Origin of the sequence: Actinomadura hibisca NBRC 15177 (genome assembly GCF_001552635.1) — a bacterium.
Lineage (GTDB): Bacteria > Actinomycetota > Actinomycetes > Streptosporangiales > Streptosporangiaceae > Spirillospora > Spirillospora hibisca.
In genome coordinates this window covers 135575-153489 of record NZ_BCRO01000026.1, presented here as the reverse complement: position 1 = coordinate 153489, position 17915 = coordinate 135575, and the positions used below count along the sequence as shown (strand labels likewise).

Sequence of the window (17915 nt, the reverse complement as noted above, 5' to 3'; positions counted from 1 at the left end):
TATTAAGGAGTCCATCATTAGTAGCATTCGGAAGATCGGTCCGGCAATGCCCGCTTGCCGCCGGATTCCTGCGGGCTCTACGCTGGAGACCCTGACCCGCTGTCAAGTTCCTCGAACTTTGGAAGGGCACCTTCTGATGTCGCGCATGCCGCCGCAGGGCGGCGATCTGTCCCGGTTGCGGCAGCTCAACGCGCTGTCCCTGATCAAGGTGCTGCGCGGGGCGGAGGCGGCGACGTTGTCCGCGCTCGCCGGGCGCACCGGCCTGTCGCGGCCGTCCACCAAGGAGGTCATCGACGAGCTGACCGGCCTGGGCTGGGTGGAGGAGGTGCCCCCGGCGCCCGGCACGATGGGGCGGCCCGCGCGGCGCTACCGGTTCCGCGCGGACGGCGGCCACCTGATGGGCGTGGACGTCGGCGCGCACAACGTCCGCGCCGCCCTCGCCGACCTGGACGGCAACGTCGTCGCCGAGACGCGCCGCCGCACCCGCCCCGACGCGCCGGTGGCGGACCGGCTGGCGGCCATCGAGCAGGCCGCCGCGGCCTGCCTGGACCTGGGCGGGCTGACGATGGCCGACCTGTGGACGGTCGCGGTCGGCACCACCGGGCTGGTCACGCCCGAGGGGCGCGTCATCATGTCGGCGTCGGTCCCGGCGTGGCGGGACCTCGACCTCGCGGGCCTGCTGGGCGGCATGTTCCCCTGCCGGGTGCTGGTCGAGAACGACAGCCGCCTCGCCGCCCTGGCCGAGACCAGGCGCGGCGTGGCCCGCAACGCCCGGGACGTGGTCTTCCTGCACATCGGGCGCCGCATGGGCACCGGACTGATCATCGACGGCAGGCTGCACCGGGGGTTCGGGGCCGCCGCGGGCGAGATCGTCATGCTGCCGGAGGCGCACTGGGTGACCGCGCCGGACGACCTCGCCGACCCTGCGGTCGTGCCCACCGGTGTGCCGCCGGAGGACGCCGCCGGTTTCACCCTGGCCGCCGCGCGCAACAACGATCCGGCGGCCTTGGAAGCGGTGGGGCGCTTCGCCGACAAGCTCTCAATCGGCACCGCCGCCGCGATCCTGCTGCTCGATCCGGAGATCGTGGTGCTCGGCGGCGGCTTCTCCCGCTCCGCCGACGTGCTGCTGCCGCTGCTGCGGTCCCGGCTCGAACGGGTCTGCCTGCGCATGCCGGAGCTGCGCGCGTCCACGCTCGGTGACGAGTGCGTCGTGCTCGGCGCCATCGACTACGCCATCGAGCACCTCGACCGGCTCTTCTTCGCGCCCGACGCGCCCGTCCTGCGACCGCCGGTGCGCCCGGCCGTCTCGACGGCGGTGCCCGACCCGGCGTGACGGGCCCGGCGGCGGGGGTCAGTGGCCGGAGCCGCTGGCCTGGAAGGTGCGCGGGACCAGAGCGAGGACGAGGCCGAGCGTGATGGCGATCAGGACGGCCGAGACGCCCGCCGTCAGGTGCAGCGCGTCCACGTAGGCCTCGCGGGCGACCCGGGCGATGTGCTCGCCCGCCGGGCCGCCGACGTCGGCGGCGTGGTCGATGGCGCTGCCGATCGAGTCCTTGATCAGCGGCGTGGGGACGCTGTCCAGGAAGTGGCGGTAGGCGACGGCGGTGACGCTGCCGAGGAGCGCGACGCCGAACGCCACGCCCAGTTCGTAGGCGGTCTCGGAGACGGCGGCGGCCCCGCCGGAGCGTTCGGGCGGGGCGGCGGCCAGCATCACCGAGGCGGAGGCGGTGATGCCCATGCCGTCACCGATACCGAAGGTGACCAGGGCGAACGCGACGACCGGATAGCTGAGGCCGCCCTGCGCGAGGGCGATGGCGGCGAAGCCGAGGACCAGCGCGACCAGGCCCGCCGCCAGGACGGTGCGGACGCCGAACTTCGCGGTCAGCCTCGGCGTGGCGAGGGAGGAGACCAGGAGCGCGACGGCCAGCGGGCTCATGTGCAGCCCGGCCCGCAGGGGGCTGTAGCCCTCCACGTACTGCATCCACAACGACAGCAGGTAGAGGGCCGCGCCGATGCCCATCATCCCGACGAAGGTGACCAGCGCGGCGGCGGTGAAGGGACGGCCCGCGAACAGCCGCACGTCCAGAAGCGGGTCGGCGGAGCGGAGCTGGCGGCGCACGAACCAGACGAGCAGGGCGATCCCGGCGAGCAGCAGCAGCGGCGCGGTGGACCACAGGCCGGACTTGGTGAGCTGCTTGACGCCGCCGACCAGCGCGACCATCCCGGCGATCGACAGCGGCACGTCGAACAGGTTGAGCGGGACGGAACTCGGCGTGCGCGACTCCGGCAGCAAGCAGGCGCCCATGGTGAAGGTGACCAGGATGACCGGCACGTTCACCCAGAAGGCCGCCGACCAGCCGAACGCCTCCACCAGCGTGCCGCCGAGCACCGGCCCGACGGCGACGCCGACACCCGCGGCGGCGGCCCAGACGGCGATCGCGGTGGCGCGCTCCCGGGCGTCGGCGAACACGTGCCGGATCAGCGACAACGTGGACGGCATGATCATCGCGCCGCCGCAGCCCAGCAGCACGCGGGCAGCGATGAGCTGCCACGGCTGCGCCGACAGGGCCGCGGCGATCGAGGCCGCGCCGAAGACGGCGAGACCGGTGAGGAACAGCCGGCGGCGGCCCCAGCGGTCGCCGACGGCACCGGCGGTGACCAGCAGGCCGCCCAGCACCAGGCCGTACACGTCGATGATCCACAGCTGGGCGAGCGCGCCGGGCCGCATGTCGTCGATCAGCGACGGCAGCGCCACGTTGAGGATCGTGGCGTCCATGGCCACGATCAGCAGGCTGGCGGCCAGCACCGCCAGGACGCCCCAGCGTCTCACCCAGGTCCCCCGCCCCTCGACTGCTCACCCATCGTAGTGATCGCTTCACGGGAGCCGCCGGACGGGGTCGGCGCGGTCCGGCGGATGAGTACCCGGGGCGGGGCCGGTGAGTAGGGCTACTCATGTTTCCCGGCGCGCTGACAGTGAAGATGGGTGGTGGAGGTGGTGCCTGATGGCGCAGACGGTGTCGGAGCGACGGACCGGGCGAGAGGTGAAGGGCGGCGCGGTGGCCGCGCTGGTCACGACCGTGGCCTACTGGGCGTGGCTGGGCTGGGACCGCGAGCGCGTCGTCCAGCCCGACGGCCACGAGACCGGGCCCTACGAGACCTGGCAGGTCGCGGGCCTGGTGGTGACGCTGCTGGTGTGCGGGGTGATCGTGGCCCGGCTCGGCGCGCCGGTGGCGGCGGTGGTCGCCACGACGGCGGCGCTGACGGTGTCCTGGTCGATCAGCGCCGCCACCTCGGACGACTCGGGCCTGTGGCCGATCGGCGCGGCGCTGGTGTGCGTCGGCACCCTGATCGTCAGCATCCCGGTCGCGGCCCTGGCCTACCAGACCCGCCGGGCACGGTGACGCCGCGCGGGTCTACGAGGGCTCCGGCCGCGCGCGGACGACGGCCTGGTCACCGCGCGGCCCGAACAGGTGCAGGATCTCCACCGCGTCCGTGCCCGCCGGGCCGAACCAGTGCGGCTGCCTGGTGTCGAACTCCGCCACCTCGCCGGGACGCAAGGTGAACTCGTCCTCGCCGAGGATGACGCGCAGCTCGCCGCCCAGAACGTAGAGCCACTCGTACCCTTCGTGCGTCACCATCTTCGGCTCGCGCGGGGCCAGCACCTGCTTGAACACCTGCACCCGCCCCGGATACTGCGTCAACGGCACCAGCACACTCCCGTGCTCCTTGCGCAACGGCCGCAGATGCACCCGGGGGTCGCCGCTGGCGGGTGCGGCCACCAGCTGGTCGAGCGCGACGCGGTGCGCACGCGCTAGCGGGATCAGCAGCTCAAGCGTCGGGCGGCGGATGCCCGACTCCAGGCGCGACAACGTGCTCACCGACATGCCGGTCATGGCCGCGAGCGCCTCCAGCGTCAGGCCGCGATCCCGGCGCAACCTGCGCAGCCGGGGCCCGATGCCGTCGATGACCTGCTTCAACTCCGCGTCCATGCCGCCCAGTTTGCAGCCTTCGCAAGTTCGCTGGCCACCGGCGGGCGTCCGGGCCGAGCCTTTGCGGGCAGCCTCCCCGCACGCGAAAGGCAGACCATGACCGCGACGACGCATCGCCCCCTCCCCCCGCCGCCCGCCCTGAGCAAGCGCCGACGCTGGACGGTGCTGGCCGTCTGCTGCCTGAGCATGTTCCTGGTCGGCCTGGACACCACCATCGTCAACGTGGGCCTGCCCGCCATCGGGGACGGCCTGGGCATCGGCACCCGGGGCCTCGAATGGACCGTGGACGCCTACGTCCTCGTCCTGGCCGCCCTGCTGATCTCCGCCGGCGCGCTGGCCGACCGCTTCGGCCGCCGCCGGATCTTCCAGACCGGGCTGGTGGTCTTCGGCCTCGCCTCGCTGGCCTGCGCGGTCGCCCCCTCGGCGGGCGTGCTCGTGGCGGCCCGCGCCGTCCAGGGCGTCGGCGCGTCGATGCTCAGCCCGGTGGCCCTCGCCATCGTGGTCAACGCGATGCCCGACCCTCGGGAACGGGCCCAGGCCATCGGCGTCTGGGCGTCGGTGTTCGGGCTCAGCATGGCCGCCGGGCCCGTGCTGGGCGGCGCGCTGGTCGCGGGCTTCGGCTGGCGCTCGCTGTTCTGGATCAACGCGCCGATCATCGTGGCCGCCCTCGCGCTCAGTGCGGTGTTCGTGCCCGAGTCGCGCGCCCGCCAGGCCCGGCGGCTCGACCTTCCGGGCCAGCTGCTGCTGACGGTCGTCATCGGCGCGGCCGTCGGAGCCCTCATCGAAGGTCCGCACGTCGGCTGGACGTCGCCGGTGGTGCTGGGCGGCTGGCTGCTCGCCGCCGTGGCGGCGGCCGGGTTCGCGCGGGTGGAGTCGCGGCGCGACGAACCGCTGATCGACCTGGGACTGTTCCGGCGGCCCGCGTTCGGCACCGCCTTCCTCGGCGCGGTCGCGGTCTTCGTCGCCCTGAACGTGACGCTGCTGCTCAACACCCTCTACCTCCAGCACGCCCGGGGCTGGACGCCGCTGGCCACCGGGCTGGCGACCCTGCCCATGGCCGTCGGCGCGACCGTCTTCGCACCGCTCGCCGGACGCCTCGTCGGCCGGATCGGAGCACGACCGCCGCTGATCCTGGCGGGCGTCTTCATCACCGCGGGCGGGTTGTGCCTGGCGGGGCTCGGCCAGCACACGGGCGTGCCGCTGCTCCTGCTGGCCTACCTGCTCATCGGCACCGGGTTCGGCTTCTCCAACGCGCCGATCACCAACACGGCGGTGAGCGGCCTGCCGCCCGCCCGCGCCGGGGTGGCCGGGGCGATCACCTCCACCGCGCGGCAACTCGGCGCGGCCCTGGGCATCGCCGTCGCGGGCGGCCTGGTCGCCGGAGTCGCCCCGGCGGGGCTGGCGCAGGCGTCCCGTCCGGGTTGGTGGCTGGTCGCCGCCTGCGGAGCCTTCCTCTTCCTGGTGGCCTACGCGGCACGACCGAGAACCGCCAGCGCCGCGACCCCGTAGGCCAGGGGAATCCGGGTGAGACGGCCGGTCGAGCCGCATGCATCCGTTCACGACGGGGATGCCGGAAAGAACCCCCTTCGGAGGTCGGACATGCGACGTCTGTTCCAGGCGGTCATGCGACTCGAAGACCGCCTGATCCACCGTGACGACGGCGAACTTCGCGGCAACGGCACGCGCATCCCCCTAGTGATGATGGCCGCCGGCTTCTTCGCCATGGGGACGACGCTGCTCCTGACCGGACTCGCCTGGGACTGGCCGATCGTCTTCCCGGCAGGCGGCATGGCGTGCGGCGCGCTCGTCGTCCTGGTGATCTGCGGAATGGCCAAGATCCGGTGAAGCACTGCCCGAGCGGCCGCGCCCGGGTCGCTCAGGACAGGTGCCGGAAAGCGGTGTAGCCCACGATCCCGTAGGCCAGGTGGGGAACCATGTCGGAGATCCAACCGCTGGCCGACCACGTGCGCGGGTCGGTGATGCCCAGGACCGTCATCGGCGCGTTCGAGCCCACCATCGCCAGCGCTCCGAGCGCCAGGGCGCCCACCGGCCAGGGCGGCTTCCGGGCCGCCAGCGGCGCGAAGCAGACCGCCACCCCCATTCCGGTGGCATAGCCGAGCAGCGCGCCCAGCGCCTGCTTGCGATGATCGGCGCGCTCGCCCTCGCCGAGATCGACGTGCGCGACGTCGGCCAGCTTCTGCACCGACTCCTCCGGGGTGCCGCTGGCTCCCCGGCCCCGGAGGGCCATGTCGAGATAGGACGCGATGTTCAACGCGCCGGTGCCCGCCGCACCGGCGATCAGGCCGTTCACGAGTGTGTGCATGACCTGGTGATACCCACGCCGCGCCCCGCACCGCCCTGCGGCGACGATCATGCCGTCAGGGCGGCGCCCGCGCGCGGAGATCACCTTCCGGCGGGGGGGGGTTACGACAGGTCTGCGAGCTGCTCGGTGAGGCGGGCCTCGACCTCCGCGATCCGGGCCTCGGCGGCCTGGTCGAGCTCACCGGCACGGCGCATGCGCCGGACGTGGCGACGCCACCGCGTCACCACGTCCTCGGCGGTCAGCCCCGCGGCCTCGGCCACGTCGATCAGCTCACCGCCCGCCAGCAGCGCGGCGTGCATGGCCGGGGCCTGCTCCCGCGACAGCGCCACCTGCGCGGCTGCGGTCACCGCCAGCCGGTCCAGCTCCCGGTCGACCTCCTCGGCCTTCAGCGCGGCGGTGGCCCGGCCGTGGTGGTCGAGCCACCGGCCGACGACCTCGGGGGCGGGGAGGGTCGCGGCGTCGGCGAAGCTCAGCAACGGCGGGACGGCCGCGTCCTGCCGGCCGGTCTCCGAGGGGTCCGTTGAGGCGTCGTACACGATTCATCACCTGTTTTCCCGGTTCAATGCTTTTTCCTGGCACCTTGCGCGCTGGGACCGCCGCCGTCGAGCACTTCACCTCCTGCGCCGCGACAACAGCAGGAACAAAGGAGCACCGAACGATTCCGCCCGCCATGGAGAACGACAATCATACAATTGTTTCCTTTGCGGCACGGGCGGCTTTGCGGTGACAGCACCATCCGGCGACCGGAAGGTGCCCGAACCGTTCGCGTCGGCACAGGTCACCGTCTCCGGAACCACCCGCCCATGCCGCCATCCGCCCCCACTCCCCCAGTCGATCAACATCGACGCCGTCCTGCCACCGGCCGCCCTCGCGCCGCCCTGGAGCGGTGCGTTCCAGCCTCACCCTTCAAAGCCCCGCTAAACCAGGGAATCGCAGATCTTTCGCGCGCTGCCGCACTATTATTGATTCGTTCTCCGCGGACCCGACTGTGATCCACTCCCCCGCAATGATCGTGCTCGGCGTTCCGGATCCGGACTTTTGACGGCGGTTCTGGTCGTCGAGGTTTTTGTTGTTGGGTCGGCCAGGGGTTCTGCGGTTGACCTGACCACCGTCTTTACAAAGTAAGGTCCGGTCTGTCGCGGGCGCCTCACGTTCGGGCGGGCCTTCCATCGCCGCCCAACTGATCGTTGATCTTGAGGTGGTACGCGGGTTACGTTGGCTCCGCCCAGCCGGTGGATCTTCCATCGGCGGCCCGCGACAGCGGGCAGAAGGAGGTCCCCACCCCATGCCCCTCCCCCTCGCACGCACCCTCGCCCTCGCCGCGACCGCCGCGACCGCCGCGACCGCCGCCGCGCCCCTGGCGCTGAGCACGCCCGCGCACGCCGCCGTCACCACCTGGAAGGTCGTCAACCCCGCCGCCGACGGCGCCTACACGGCCGATGCCGACGGCACGCTGACCATCAAGAACAAGGCGGGCACGACCCTGCTCACCTGTAAGACCATCGTCCGGCAGTCGGGCAATGTGGCGAGCAAGACCGCCACGGGTTCCACCCTGAACCTCGGGGCCGCCATCCAGACCGTGAGCCAGGGCAACAACGGGTGCCGGCGTCCCAACGGCGGCCAGGCCTTCATCATCCAGGGTCTGGTGGCGGGCACGAGCGGTCCCCTCAACTACACCGCCACCGGCTACGACGCCGCCACCGGCACCACCACCCTCACCGGCAAGAAGAGCAACGCGCACGGCCTCATGGTGTTGTCGGACGACTGCCGGTTCTCGATGAGCGACATCGCGGCGACCTACACCAACGGCACCCGGATCCTGAAGTACAGCAGCGCGGTCGGCACCCCGTTCACCAGCACCAACACCAACGGCTCGGTGGGCTGTCCGGGCGTGGCCGCGGGTGAGGCCATCACCTACGGCGGCTTCGACTTCAAGGTCACCCCGGCCATCACGATCACCCGTACCGTCGCCTGATCCCCGGTCCCGGACCCGTCCCGCCGGGTCCGGGACCGGACTCAGTCCCCGACCTGTCCCGTCAGGCCCGGACCGCCGAGCCCGGCGAGCAGCTCGCGCAGCAGGTCGGCGAGCAGCTCGCGGCGGTCGGGCGCGAGGTGGCCGACGAGGCGGTCCTCGGCGGCGAGCAGCTCGCCGACGACGCGGTCGAGCAGGGCGTTGCCCGCCTCGGTGAGGGTGACCGCGCGCGCGTGGTAGCCCGATCCGGTCGTGGTCCGCTCGACCAGCCCGGCCTCGGCCGCCCGCTCCACCCGCTGGGTGATCGCGCCGCGCGTCACCATGCACGCCTCGGCCAGCCCGCTCGGGCTCATCCGGTACGGCGGGCCGGAGCGCCGCAGCGTGGACAGCAGGTCCAGCGTCGCGACGTCCACGCCCAGGTCGGCCAGCAGGCGGCGGCGCTCGTCGCCGAAGACCTTGGCGGCCCACCAGACGCGGGTGATGATCCCGATCGACTCCACCGGGACGCCCGGCAGCTCGCGCCGCCAGGCGTCCTGGATGGCGTCGGCCCCGTCGCGCGGCTCAGCGGCCACGCTCCGCTCCCCCGTTGACCTGCACGATCTGCGCGGTGACGTGCCCGCTGCCGGGCGAGGCGAGCCAGTGCACGGTCTCGGCGACGTCCTGCGGCGTGCCCGCCCGGCCGGTGTGGGTCTGGGCGACGAGCATCGCGCGGCGCTCGTCGCCCAGGGTGCCGCCGAAGAACTCGGTGTCCTCGATGAGGCCGGGGGCGACGACGTTCACCGTGATGCCGCGCGGCCCGAGGGTGGCGGCGAGGTCGAACGCGTACGGGTGCAGGGCCGCTTTCATCGGCCCGTACGAGGTGCCGGACGAGCCGCGGAAGGCCGCGATCGAGGTGACGAACAGGACCCGGCCGGAGGGGTTCAGCAGGTCGCGGAGCGCCTCGGTCGGCAGCACCGCCGTGAGGACGTTGGCCCGGAAGTTGCCCGTCCAGCGCTGCGCGACGTCGCCCTGCTCGCCGTGCCGCTCGACGTTGCCGCCCGCGTTGTTGACCAGGACGTCGATGCTGCCGAAGCGTTCGGCCAGGTCGGCGCGCACGCGCTCGACGTCGGCCGGGTCGCTCAGGTCGGCCGCCAGCGCGGTGGCGCCGATCTCCCGCGCCGCCTTCTCCAGCACGTCGGCGCGGCGGCCGACGATCACCACCCGGTCCCCGTCGGCCGCGAAGCGCGCCGCCACCGCCTTGCCGATGCCGGTGCCGCCGCCGCTGACCACGATCGTGCGCGTCATGCCGGCCTCCTTGAGTTTAGGTCTAAAGTGAGGCTAGCAGAAGTGCCCGTCATGTCCGGGATCGTGCGGCCCAGGCGTTCAGGCCCGCTTCGGTCAGGACGTCGTCCAGCGCCGTGAGCGCGGCACCGTGCAGCGCACCGTCGTCGCCGAGGACGGCGGCCAGCACGGGTGGCGGGTCCGCTCGGCGGAACGTCATGAGGCCGTCGGTCAGCGCGGCCTCGAACGCGTCGGGAGCGGCCGCCCGCAATGGTTGAGCCAGGCCGCCGAGCGTCACCACGTCGGGGTCGAGGGCGTTGACGAGCCCGGCCAGTCCCCTGGCGAGGTCGGTGGCCGCGCGCGTCACGGCGTCGGCGGTCGCCGGATGCGTCGGCGCTCTGGCGATGGCCGCCTGCGCGTAGGTGCGGGGGTCGTCGGGCGGCGGTTCGCCGAGGTGGCGGGCGATGGCCCTGCCGTCCACGGCCAGGTCCCAGCAGCCTTTGGCGCCGCACGGGCACCGGAGGTTCGCGTCGCCGAACGGAAGGTGGCCGAACTCGCCGCCCGCGCCCGTCGCCCCGCTCACCGGCCGCCCCTCGACGACCAGGACACCGCCGACGCCCACTTCCACGGTGACGTGCAGGGCCGCCGCCGCGCCCGCCGCCGCTCCCCTGCGCGCCTCGGCGACGCCCGCGAGCGTCGCGTCGTTGCCGACGAGCAGGGGCAGGTCGGAGTCGGCGGCGAGCGCGCCGAGATCTACTTTGCCCCAGCCCAGCGTGGACGCCTGGACGACGCCGCCGCGCTGGACCGTCGCGGCGGCCGCCACCCCCACGGCCCGGACGCGCTCGCCGTGGCGGTCGCGCAGGCGGCGGACCGCTCCGGCGACCGTCTCGACCACGCGGCCGGGGTCGCGGCTGGCGTGCGGGCCGCCGTCCACGGTCTCCGGGCGGCCGTCGAGCCCGGCGAGCGCGCACCGCCAGTCCTCCTGACGCAGGTCGACCGCCACCACGAGCGGGCCGCCGGGATGCGGGCCGAGCACGGTGGTCGGGCGGCCACGGCCCTGCGTCGCGGCGGGCGTCTCGGCGAGGAGGCCGAGGTCGCGCAGGCGGGCGGTGATCTCGGCGGCCGAGCCGCTGCCGAGGCCGAGCCGCCGGACCACCGCCGCCCGCGTCACGCCGGGCTCGCGGCGCATCTCCTCCAGGACGGCCAGCGCGCCGCGCCAGCGGGTGTCCCGGCCCCGGAAAGGGCTTGCCATCCGCACCCTCCAGATGTTTATGCTCGATGGACGAGTTTATCTGGAAGGCAGCCCCGTGGCAGGACGACCGGACCTCGGCGCGCTCGGCGCCATGCTTCTCGACATGGACGGCACTCTGGTCGACTCCGACGCGGCCGTCGAGCGCGCCTGGGTGACCTGGGCCGCCGAGTACGGCGTGGACGCGGCCGAGGTGCTCGCGGTGGCGCACGGGAATCCGGCGCGCCGCACCGTCGCGCACCTGCTGCCCGAGCTGGACGACGCGGCGGTCGCGATCGCCGCGCAGCGCCAGCACGAACTGCAATACGACGACCTGTCCGACGTGGTCGCCACGCCCGGCGCGCACGAGTTGCTCGCCGCGCTCGACGGGCTCGGTCTGCCGTGGGCGGTGGTGACCAGCGCCGACGATCGGTTGGCGAAGGCGCGCCTGGCCGCGTCCGGGATCCGGCCACCGCTGCTGCTGACGATCAGCGACGTGCGGCAGGGCAAGCCGCATCCCGAGGGCTACCTGCGGGCGGCGAGCGCGCTGCGCGTCGCGCCGTCCGCGTGCCTGGTCGTGGAGGACTCCGAGCCCGGCCTCGCGGCGGGGCGGGCGGCGGGCATGGCCACTGCGGCGTTGCGCGGGCTCGACGGCGATCTGCGCCTGGCCGATCTCGGGGAACTGGCCGACCTGCTGCGCCGGGCGCGGGCCACGCCGCAGGTGAACGCGTGCCAGGTGCAGCAATGATCGACAGCGAGGGCCGGCGCGTCGTGCGTCAGGTCGGGATCGCGCAGGCGGGGCTGGGGTTCACCGTCAACAGCCTCGGCGCGTGCCTGGTGCTGCTGTCCGCCGACCTGGACAGGCCGCCCGAGGAACTGGCGTGGTTGTCATCGTCGTTCGGGATCGGGTTGCTGGTGGTCGGCGCGACGGGGCGGTGGGCGCTTCGTGCGGGACCACGATTCGTCCTGCTGGTCTCCGCTCTGGTCGCCGCTGCGGGAACGGCGCTGCTGGCCACCGCGCTGAACGCGACCGCGGCGGCGGCCGGAGCACTGCTGCTGGGGTTGGGCGCGGCGGGGTTCGTGCTGGTCACTCCGGCTTTGTTGAGCGGTCCGGACGCCGCCGCGAGCCTGTCGCGCGCCAATGCGGCCGCGAGCGTCAGCGCGCTGTTCGGCCCGCTCGCGATCGGGGCCGTGACCGTCGCGGGGTTCAGCGGGCGGCTCGCCTTGCTGCTCGCCGTTCCGCCGCTGCTGTTCCTGGCGGCCGACGCGCGACCGCGCCGCACCAGACCACGCGCAGCGGACACAACAACGGACGCACCGTCCACCGGCCGCGCATTGACCTGGCCGGTCGCGGGCGCGTGGGCCACGATCGTGGTCGCGGTGTCGGTCGAGTTCTGCTTCACGATCTGGTCGACGGTCAGGCTCCAGGGCACGGGACTGTCCGAGGGGGCCGCCGCTGCAGGCGCGACCGCGTTCCTGGTCGGGATGGCGGCGGGACGGCTGGCGGCGCCGCGTCTGATCGTCCGGGACGTTCCCGTCATCCCCGTGGGTTGCGCGCTCGCCGCCGCAGGAACCCTCGTCGTCGCCCTGTGCAACGCTCCGGCCGCCGTGATCGCGGGGCTCGTCCTGGCCGGGCTCGGCGTCGCTCCGTTCTATCCCGTCACCTTGGCCCGGTTCGTCCAGTTGCCGGGGCTCAACAGCACTGAATCGGCGGCCTACGGCGCGCTCGCCTCGGGCACCGCCGTGCTGGCGGCACCGGCGGCCCTCGCGGCGATCGGCACGGCCCTCAGCCTGCGGACCGCCTATCTCGTCGCGGTGCTCCCCCTGGCCCTCGTCCTGGCCGCCGTCACGCTGCCCGCGCACGCCCCCCGAAGGAGACGGTGCCATGCCAGCCGCGGTGACCCCGTTCCACCTCGACGTCCCCGAGTCCAGCCTGCGCGACCTGCGGGAACGGCTGGCCCGCACCCGGTGGCCGGAGCCGGAGACCGTCGACGACTGGTCGCAGGGCGTCCCGCTCGGCTATCTCCAGGAGTTGTGCCGCTACTGGGCCGAGCGCTACGACTGGCGGGCGACCGAGCGGCGGCTGAACGCGCTGCCGCAGTACCGCACCACGATCGACGGCCTCGGCGTGCACTTCCTCCACGTCCGCTCCCCGCACGAGGACGCCCTGCCGCTGGTCCTGACCCACGGCTGGCCCGGCTCGGTCGTGGAGTTCCTGAAGGTCGTCGGCCCGCTGACCGACCCGACCGCCCACGGCGGCGAGGCGCGCGACGCCTTCCACGTCGTCTGCCCCTCGCTGCCCGGCTACGGCTTCAGCGACAAGCCGTCCGGCCGGGGCTGGGGCGTCGAGCGGATCGCCGCGGCGTGGATCACGCTGATGGCGCGCCTCGGCTACGACCGCTACGGCGCGCAGGGCGGCGACTGGGGCACCAGCATCACCACCTGCGTCGGCCAGCAGGACCCCGGCCACGTCGCGGGCATCCACCTCACCCCGCCGCTCGCGGCACCCGACCCCGCCACCTTCGACGACCTCACCCCCGCCGAGCGGTCGGCGCTCGACGCGCTGGAGCACAGCCGGGAATGGGAGGACGGCTACTCGCTCGAACAGTCCACCAAGCCGCAGACCATCGGCTACGGCCTGGTGGACTCCCCCGCGTTGTTGTGCGCGTGGATCGTGGAGAAGTTCCGGTCGTGGACCGACTGCGACGGCCACCTGGAGAACGTCCTCACCCGTGACGAGCTGCTCGACAACCTGATGCTCTACTGGCTGCCGGGGACCGGGGCCTCCGCCGCCCGGCTCTACTGGGAGAGCTTCAAGCAGGTCCAGCGGCGGTTCGCGGGGGCGACGACCGACGTGGTGACGGTCCCGACCGGCTGCTCGATCTTTCCCGGGGAGAACCCCCGCCCCTCGCGGCGGTGGGCGGAGCGGCGGTTCACCGACATCCGGCACTGGAACGAGCCGGACAGGGGCGGGCACTTTGCCGCGTTCGAGCAGCCCGAGCTGTTCGTGGACGAGGTGCGCACGTTCTTCCGCCTGGTGCGCTGACCCGGATCGCTCCGCGTCGGGGCCTGGGTGGCGAGCAACGTCACCTCATTCGCGGATAAAACGTTCATTCATCATCTTCCGCCCAGGCAAACATTGGGCGCTGCAAGCCCCCGCGCCGCTTTGGACGCCGTTTGGGAGGCGTGCCGTCAGGGATACCAGCACCAGATCATCCTCTTCGCCCACCCTGACCGGCCCGTAGGAGAGAACCATGTCGCAGCCTTCCCAGCAGCAGTCCCCTCCCGGGCTCACCGGGCGGATGGATCCCAAGCCCGACCACGGCGAGGAGAGCTACCGTGGTTCCGGCCGGCTGGCGGGCAAGGCGGCGGTGATCACTGGCGGGGACAGCGGCATCGGGCGCGCGGTGGCGATCGCCTTCGCCCGCGAGGGCGCCGACGTGCTGATCTCCTACCTCGACGAGGACGAGGACGCGGCCGAGACGCAGCGCTGGGTCGAGGACGCCGGGCGCAAGTGCGTGCTGGTGCCCGGCGACATCGCCGACCCCGCGCACTGCCGGTCGATCATCGGCAGGGCGGTGGAGGAGTTCGGCCGGGTGGACGTGCTGGTCAACAACGCCGCCTTCCAGATGACCCACGAGTCCATCGAGGACGTCCCCGACGAGGAGTGGGACCGCACGCTGGCCGTCAACATCAGCGCCTTCTTCCACCTGACCAAGGCGGCCGTCCCGCACATGCGGCCCGGCGCGTCGATCATCGGATCCACGTCGGTGAACTCCGACGCCCCGCCGCCGGCGTTGCTGCCGTACAACGTCACGAAGGCGGGCGTCGCCAACATGTGCGGCTCGTTGTCCCAGATGCTCGCCTCGAAGGGCATCCGCGCCAACAGCGTCGCGCCCGGGCCGATCTGGACGCCGCTGATCCCGTCGACCATGCCGGCCGACCAGGTGGAGAGCTTCGGCCAGCAGGTGCCGCTGGGACGTCCCGGCCAGCCGGCCGAGCTCGCGCCGGTCTACGTGATGCTCGCCTCGGACGAGGCCAGCTACGTCTCCGGGGCCCGGATCGCGGTCACCGGCGGCCAGCCGATCCTGTGAACGGCGGCGGGATGGACCCGTACCCGCTGCGGCTCACCGTCACGGCCAAGCCGCTGGTGTTCGGCGGGCACGCGATCGCCCGCCGCCTGGGCAAGACGGGCATCCCGGACTGGAGCGTCGCGGAGACGTGGGAGTGCAGCGACGTCGAGGGCTTCAGCGGGACGGTGACCAACGGCCCGCTGGCCGGGCGGTCGTTGCGCCAGGTGGTCGCCGAGCATCCCGAGGAGCTGATGGGCGCGGGGTGGTCGGGCGAGTGCTTCCCGGTGCTGACCAAGTTCATCGACGCCGCCGGAACCCTGCCCGTGCACCTGCACGCCGACGACGAGACCGCGCAGCGCCTGGAAGGCGAGCGCAACGGCAAGACCGAGGCGTGGCACATCCTGGACGCCGCGCCGGGCGCGACCGCGCTGTGCGGGGTCAAGGACGGCGTCACCGAAGAGGAGCTGCGCGCGGCGCTGGAGGCCCAGGACTTCGACCGTGTGCTGCGCCGCCTGCCGGTGCGTCCCGGAGAGACGATCTACGTGCCCGGCGGCACCCCGCACAGCTTCGGCCCGGACACGCTGATCTACGAGATCGAGCAGACCTCCGACATCCAGCAGCACGCGATGCAGTGGAACATGGAGGACGGCTCCCCGGTGCCGGACGAGGAGTTCGCGGCCAATCTCGACATGCTGATGCAGGAGGTGAAGCCGGAGCTGCGGCCCGACTTCCGGACCGGCCTGAAGATCGCGGTCGGTGACGGGGTGGACCGGACGTTCCTGTGCGCGGGCCCGTACTTCGCCCTGGAACGCTGGGGCGCCGGGACGGCGGAACCGCTGCGGCGCTCCTTCACCACCGCGCAGATCCTGACCAACGTGGGCGCGCCGGTGCAGGTGCGCGCCCGGGGGATCCGCGAGGAGCTGGGACGGGCCGAGACGCTGCTGCTGCCCGCCGCCCTCGGCGAGGTGGAGATCGCGGGCCCGGCCGACGTCCTGTTCGGGTACCTGCCGGACCTGCGGCGCGACGTGATCGTCCCGCTGGCCGAGGCCGGGTACTCGCCGCAGGTCGTCGCCACGCTCGGCGAGGGCCTGGACGCCGCCGACGAGGACACGGCCGCGGCCTGAGCCACGATGGGACACGTCGAGGTGAGCGACGGCACCCGGCTGCACTCCCGGGAGTCCTGAACTCGGCCAGCGGTGCGCCAGCGTAGGACATAAAGGGCCCGCGGTCACTGCGGGTCGGAGACGCAGTCGGCGGCCCGCCGGGGTTTGCCGACGACGAACGTGCCGCCGTTGGGCGTCAGGGTCATCGGTTCGCCCGCGTGCGGGACGTGGCCGGCTTCGCGCAGGTATTTGGGCTCGGTGGGAGAACGGTCCCGGTCCTTTCCGTCGAGGTATTCCAGCCAGGTGTTGTAGGTGACGCTGGTCGAAGGATGGCGCGTCCACGCTTGACCGTTGGCATCGTTGAACATCAGCCCGTAGTCCAGGGTGTGGCGATGTGGCTTGTTGCGGTCCAGCGCTGCGGCGGTCCGGGGGAACGAGCGGGCGATTTGCAGCAGGTCGATCGTCAGCTCGGTGCAGGGCGGCATCACGATCCAGCGCCGGATCCCGTAGTCGACGCTGACGGTCTTGGCGAACGCCACGAACACCCGGAAGTTGGAGAGCGGGTTCTGTGCCCGGTTGCTGACCACGATGTACGCGCGCGCGTCGGTGAACGGCTCCTTCGGCCACACGTTGACGAGCCGGGCCTGCCGTTTGGCCACCTCGTCCCGGCTCTTGGCCGCCTCGCCGGTGGCGTTGGCGGTCTGCTCGGCCGCGTACCCGGTCTGGCACGCCTGGAGGCAGAGCCCGCCGCCGGTCAGCAGGAGACCGGCCGCGGCGACCCACACCGAAGCGCGAGCCGCCTTGCTCGACCGGATGTCGGCAGAGCTGTCGCCTTGGTTCACTTCCGTCTCCCGCTCGGGCGGTGCAGCCATGGGTTCCTCAGGCTCGCTGGACGGCGGCATCCTCACTCGCGCCTGTTCGTGTGCCCTGCCACAGCACGGCAAACCTGCAACCCGGCACCGGTCGTCCTCCTGAGGGCCGGGCGCACCCGTCGACCATCTGGAACGGCTCGGAGGGCGGGACACTAAATGATCTTGTAGCGGGACCGGCCGATCCCCCCGACATGATCAAATGTCGGCCATGCGCTGGAAGCACATGGCCGAATGGGCCCAGGCCGCGCTGGTCGCGATCCCGATCGTCCTGGCGGGATCCATCACGTGGGCGGTCGCGGCCCCTGAAGACGGACCTGTCCCCGTGCTGTCTGGGGCCGATCGCGACCAAGCCGCCGATATTGCACGCCGCAGGCTGCTCGCCCTCAACACGACGGGCTCCGAGGATCCCGGCCAGCCCCAGGGAACCGACGTGGTGTCCGTTCCCTGCGACCGCTTGGACGCCGACACACCGTTCTGCCGTCCGAGTGCGAAGTTGGCCGAGGCGAGGGTGTCCACGTTGGTGGTCACCGGCAGCGGCAAGACTCCTGAACCGTGGGTGGCACTGATGGCCGTTGTCCGGGGAAAGGCTGCGGGCGTCGATACCGCGCGTCGCTATGACGTGGTCATGGAGCGTCCCTTGCAGGGTTGGCGGCCGCGTTACTTGGGTCTGACGCCCGGTCCTCATGTCGCAGTTGGGGAAGCTCGCTCAGGCGCCCCGACGGAGGAGTCGCGATTCATCGACGAGGCCGAGGAGGTGATGGGCGCGGTCATCGGTGCGCCGCACCCGCGTTCCTCGTTGCGGCGCAGGGCGCCCGACCTGAGCCGTCTGATCGGCGATGCCCCGCAGCAGTACGCCCGGCTTCTGGCCCGCACGGGGCAACCGCCCGGCCTGTCCGGCGGTTCCGTACGCCGGACGGGGATCATCCGGCGCAACGACCGGTCCGCCGAGGTGCTGATGTTCATCAACCTCGGTGGCTTCGGCTCCCCCGCCGCCTCCGCCCTGGCCCTCAAGGCCACCCTGGTCCGAACGGACGGCACCTGGAAGATCAGCAAACTGGTGGACGCCTGAGAAAACGACGAACCGCGGCAGTCCGA

General features: G+C 72.7%; 18 protein-coding genes and 1 pseudogene. 11 read left to right on the top strand and 8 right to left on the bottom strand.

The annotated features are described in order from the left end of the window. Positions 1-136: 136 nt before the first annotated feature. On the top strand, positions 137-1333 hold the full coding sequence (locus tag AH6_RS13140; protein ID WP_245679296.1) for an ROK family transcriptional regulator: 1197 nt from the start codon (positions 137-139) through the stop codon (positions 1331-1333). Between the two features lie 18 nt (positions 1334-1351). Here AH6_RS13140 and AH6_RS13135 read toward each other — a convergent pair whose 3' ends face one another. Then, positions 1352-2830: an MFS transporter gene (locus tag AH6_RS13135; protein WP_067479010.1), complete on the bottom strand. Its 1479-nt coding sequence runs from the start codon at positions 2828-2830 to the stop codon at positions 1352-1354. Between the two features lie 172 nt (positions 2831-3002). Here AH6_RS13135 and AH6_RS13130 point away from each other — a divergent pair, with 172 nt between their 5' ends. Continuing rightward, entirely contained in the window at positions 3003-3401 is a 399-nt protein-coding gene (locus tag AH6_RS13130; RefSeq protein WP_067479008.1) for a hypothetical protein, read from the top strand. Between the two features lie 12 nt (positions 3402-3413). Here the strand turns inward: AH6_RS13130 and AH6_RS13125 are convergent, their stop codons facing one another. Then, the gene (locus AH6_RS13125; RefSeq protein ID WP_067479006.1) at positions 3414-3989 is read right to left on the bottom strand and encodes a helix-turn-helix domain-containing protein; all 576 of its coding nucleotides are present in this window, start codon (positions 3987-3989) and stop codon (positions 3414-3416) included. A 96-nt stretch (positions 3990-4085) separates the two neighbouring features. On the opposite strand from AH6_RS13125, the gene AH6_RS13120 reads away from it, so the two are divergent. Together AH6_RS13120 and AH6_RS13115 are read left to right on the top strand one after the other, a co-directional pair. Further along, the gene (locus AH6_RS13120) at positions 4086-5498 is read left to right on the top strand and encodes an MFS transporter (RefSeq protein WP_067479004.1); all 1413 of its coding nucleotides are present in this window, start codon (positions 4086-4088) and stop codon (positions 5496-5498) included. Between the two features lie 90 nt (positions 5499-5588). Further along, positions 5589-5834: a hypothetical protein gene (locus AH6_RS13115; RefSeq protein WP_067479002.1), complete on the top strand. Its 246-nt coding sequence runs from the start codon at positions 5589-5591 to the stop codon at positions 5832-5834. 31 nt (positions 5835-5865) lie between these two features. On the opposite strand, the gene AH6_RS13110 is transcribed toward AH6_RS13115, so the two are convergent. Continuing rightward, positions 5866-6312: a hypothetical protein gene (locus tag AH6_RS13110; protein ID WP_067479000.1), complete on the bottom strand. Its 447-nt coding sequence runs from the start codon at positions 6310-6312 to the stop codon at positions 5866-5868. A gap of 101 nt (positions 6313-6413) precedes the next feature. Continuing rightward, entirely contained in the window at positions 6414-6848 is a 435-nt protein-coding gene (locus AH6_RS13105; RefSeq protein WP_067478998.1) for a hypothetical protein, read from the bottom strand. A 749-nt stretch (positions 6849-7597) separates the two neighbouring features. Between AH6_RS13105 and AH6_RS13100 the strand changes: the two genes are divergently transcribed. Further along, entirely contained in the window at positions 7598-8287 is a 690-nt protein-coding gene (locus tag AH6_RS13100; protein WP_067478996.1) for a hypothetical protein, read from the top strand. A gap of 41 nt (positions 8288-8328) precedes the next feature. Here AH6_RS13100 and AH6_RS13095 read toward each other — a convergent pair whose 3' ends face one another. Genes AH6_RS13095 through AH6_RS13085 form a run of 3 tightly spaced genes read right to left on the bottom strand, consistent with a single transcriptional unit; the run spans position 8329 to position 10796 of the window. Then, positions 8329-8856, bottom strand: coding sequence for a MarR family winged helix-turn-helix transcriptional regulator (locus AH6_RS13095; protein ID WP_067478994.1), 528 nt, complete (start codon positions 8854-8856; stop codon positions 8329-8331). After that, positions 8846-9568 (bottom strand): SDR family NAD(P)-dependent oxidoreductase, encoded by a 723-nt coding sequence (locus tag AH6_RS13090; RefSeq protein WP_067478992.1) that lies wholly within the window; start codon positions 9566-9568, stop codon positions 8846-8848. The genes AH6_RS13095 and AH6_RS13090 overlap by 11 nt, the downstream gene beginning before the upstream one ends. A gap of 49 nt (positions 9569-9617) precedes the next feature. After that, positions 9618-10796, bottom strand: a complete 1179-nt coding sequence (locus AH6_RS13085; protein ID WP_083982723.1) for an ROK family transcriptional regulator — start codon at positions 10794-10796, stop codon at positions 9618-9620. Positions 10797-10851: 55 nt separating this feature from the next. Between AH6_RS13085 and AH6_RS13080 the strand changes: the two genes are divergently transcribed. The 5 genes and pseudogenes from AH6_RS13080 (at position 10852) to AH6_RS13060 (ending at position 15969) form a co-directional block, all read left to right on the top strand. Beyond that, positions 10852-11520: an HAD-IA family hydrolase gene (locus AH6_RS13080; RefSeq protein WP_218005797.1), complete on the top strand. Its 669-nt coding sequence runs from the start codon at positions 10852-10854 to the stop codon at positions 11518-11520. Continuing rightward, a pseudogene (locus tag AH6_RS47065) lies at positions 11517-12383 on the top strand (MFS transporter); the annotation flags it as partial. The gene AH6_RS13080 and the pseudogene AH6_RS47065, both read left to right, overlap by 4 nt. A gap of 274 nt (positions 12384-12657) precedes the next feature. Next, positions 12658-13818: an epoxide hydrolase family protein gene (locus AH6_RS13070; RefSeq protein WP_067478988.1), complete on the top strand. Its 1161-nt coding sequence runs from the start codon at positions 12658-12660 to the stop codon at positions 13816-13818. A gap of 208 nt (positions 13819-14026) precedes the next feature. Continuing rightward, positions 14027-14866 carry an SDR family oxidoreductase gene (locus tag AH6_RS13065; protein ID WP_157431437.1) on the top strand — a complete coding sequence of 280 codons (840 nt, stop codon included), beginning with the start codon at positions 14027-14029 and terminating at the stop codon, positions 14864-14866. A gap of 11 nt (positions 14867-14877) precedes the next feature. Continuing rightward, on the top strand, positions 14878-15969 hold the full coding sequence (locus tag AH6_RS13060) for a type I phosphomannose isomerase catalytic subunit (protein WP_067479165.1): 1092 nt from the start codon (positions 14878-14880) through the stop codon (positions 15967-15969). A gap of 104 nt (positions 15970-16073) precedes the next feature. Here AH6_RS13060 and AH6_RS13055 read toward each other — a convergent pair whose 3' ends face one another. Continuing rightward, positions 16074-16850, bottom strand: coding sequence for a hypothetical protein (locus AH6_RS13055; RefSeq protein WP_157431436.1), 777 nt, complete (start codon positions 16848-16850; stop codon positions 16074-16076). A gap of 178 nt (positions 16851-17028) precedes the next feature. Here AH6_RS13055 and AH6_RS13050 point away from each other — a divergent pair, with 178 nt between their 5' ends. Then, positions 17029-17889 carry a hypothetical protein gene (locus AH6_RS13050; RefSeq protein ID WP_157431435.1) on the top strand — a complete coding sequence of 287 codons (861 nt, stop codon included), beginning with the start codon at positions 17029-17031 and terminating at the stop codon, positions 17887-17889. Positions 17890-17915 lie beyond the last annotated feature (26 nt).

Coding starts and splice junctions, on each gene's coding strand:
- AH6_RS13140 (WP_245679296.1), top strand. CDS start 137: ATGTCGCGCATGCCGCCGCAGGGCGGCGATCTGTCCCGGTTGCGGCAG.
- AH6_RS13130 (WP_067479008.1), top strand. CDS start 3,003: ATGGCGCAGACGGTGTCGGAGCGACGGACCGGGCGAGAGGTGAAGGGC.
- AH6_RS13125 (WP_067479006.1), bottom strand. CDS start 3,989: ATGGACGCGGAGTTGAAGCAGGTCATCGACGGCATCGGGCCCCGGCTG.
- AH6_RS13120 (WP_067479004.1), top strand. CDS start 4,086: ATGACCGCGACGACGCATCGCCCCCTCCCCCCGCCGCCCGCCCTGAGC.
- AH6_RS13115 (WP_067479002.1), top strand. CDS start 5,589: ATGCGACGTCTGTTCCAGGCGGTCATGCGACTCGAAGACCGCCTGATC.
- AH6_RS13110 (WP_067479000.1), bottom strand. CDS start 6,312: ATGCACACACTCGTGAACGGCCTGATCGCCGGTGCGGCGGGCACCGGC.
- AH6_RS13100 (WP_067478996.1), top strand. CDS start 7,598: ATGCCCCTCCCCCTCGCACGCACCCTCGCCCTCGCCGCGACCGCCGCG.
- AH6_RS13090 (WP_067478992.1), bottom strand. CDS start 9,568: ATGACGCGCACGATCGTGGTCAGCGGCGGCGGCACCGGCATCGGCAAG.
- AH6_RS13085 (WP_083982723.1), bottom strand. CDS start 10,796: ATGGCAAGCCCTTTCCGGGGCCGGGACACCCGCTGGCGCGGCGCGCTG.
- AH6_RS13070 (WP_067478988.1), top strand. CDS start 12,658: ATGCCAGCCGCGGTGACCCCGTTCCACCTCGACGTCCCCGAGTCCAGC.
- AH6_RS13065 (WP_157431437.1), top strand. CDS start 14,027: ATGTCGCAGCCTTCCCAGCAGCAGTCCCCTCCCGGGCTCACCGGGCGG.
- AH6_RS13060 (WP_067479165.1), top strand. CDS start 14,878: ATGGACCCGTACCCGCTGCGGCTCACCGTCACGGCCAAGCCGCTGGTG.
- AH6_RS13055 (WP_157431436.1), bottom strand. CDS start 16,850: ATGCCGCCGTCCAGCGAGCCTGAGGAACCCATGGCTGCACCGCCCGAG.
- AH6_RS13050 (WP_157431435.1), top strand. CDS start 17,029: ATGCGCTGGAAGCACATGGCCGAATGGGCCCAGGCCGCGCTGGTCGCG.